The sequence below is a fragment of the Pseudomonas sp. HY2-MNA-CIBAN-0224 genome, from assembly GCF_040310285.1.
Lineage (GTDB): Bacteria > Pseudomonadota > Gammaproteobacteria > Pseudomonadales > Pseudomonadaceae > Aquipseudomonas > Aquipseudomonas helleri.
Genome location: NZ_JBEOPQ010000459.1, coordinates 1 through 277, shown reverse-complemented (window position 1 = coordinate 277; position 277 = coordinate 1). Strand labels below are relative to the sequence as shown.

Below are 277 nucleotides of genomic sequence, written 5' to 3'. Positions count from 1 at the left end.
GTCGTGGAGAGTGAGATGGATAAGCAAACAATATTAGCAACGCTAACACCAGACGTGGTCGATAAATTCCGTATGGCCATTGAGCTTGGCAAATGGCCAGATGGCCGTAAATTAACCCCTGAGCAGCGCGACACTTGTATGCAAGCGGTAATGGTTTGGGAGCATGAGCATCTACCTGCGGCCGAGCGTACCGGTTATATTCATAAACCTGTAAAGGACGATGGCTCAATCGTCGGTGCTGAATGTGATGTCGAGCACGAACATCATTATCCCAATA

The 277-nt window shown here is 48.4% G+C and carries 1 protein-coding gene; it reads left to right on the top strand.

Translation table 11 applies throughout. The annotated features are described in order from the left end of the window. Positions 1–15: 15 nt before the first annotated feature. Positions 16–277: YeaC family protein (locus AAEZ03_RS27160; RefSeq protein ID WP_350582933.1), on the top strand; the 262-nt coding region annotated here is incomplete at its 3' end.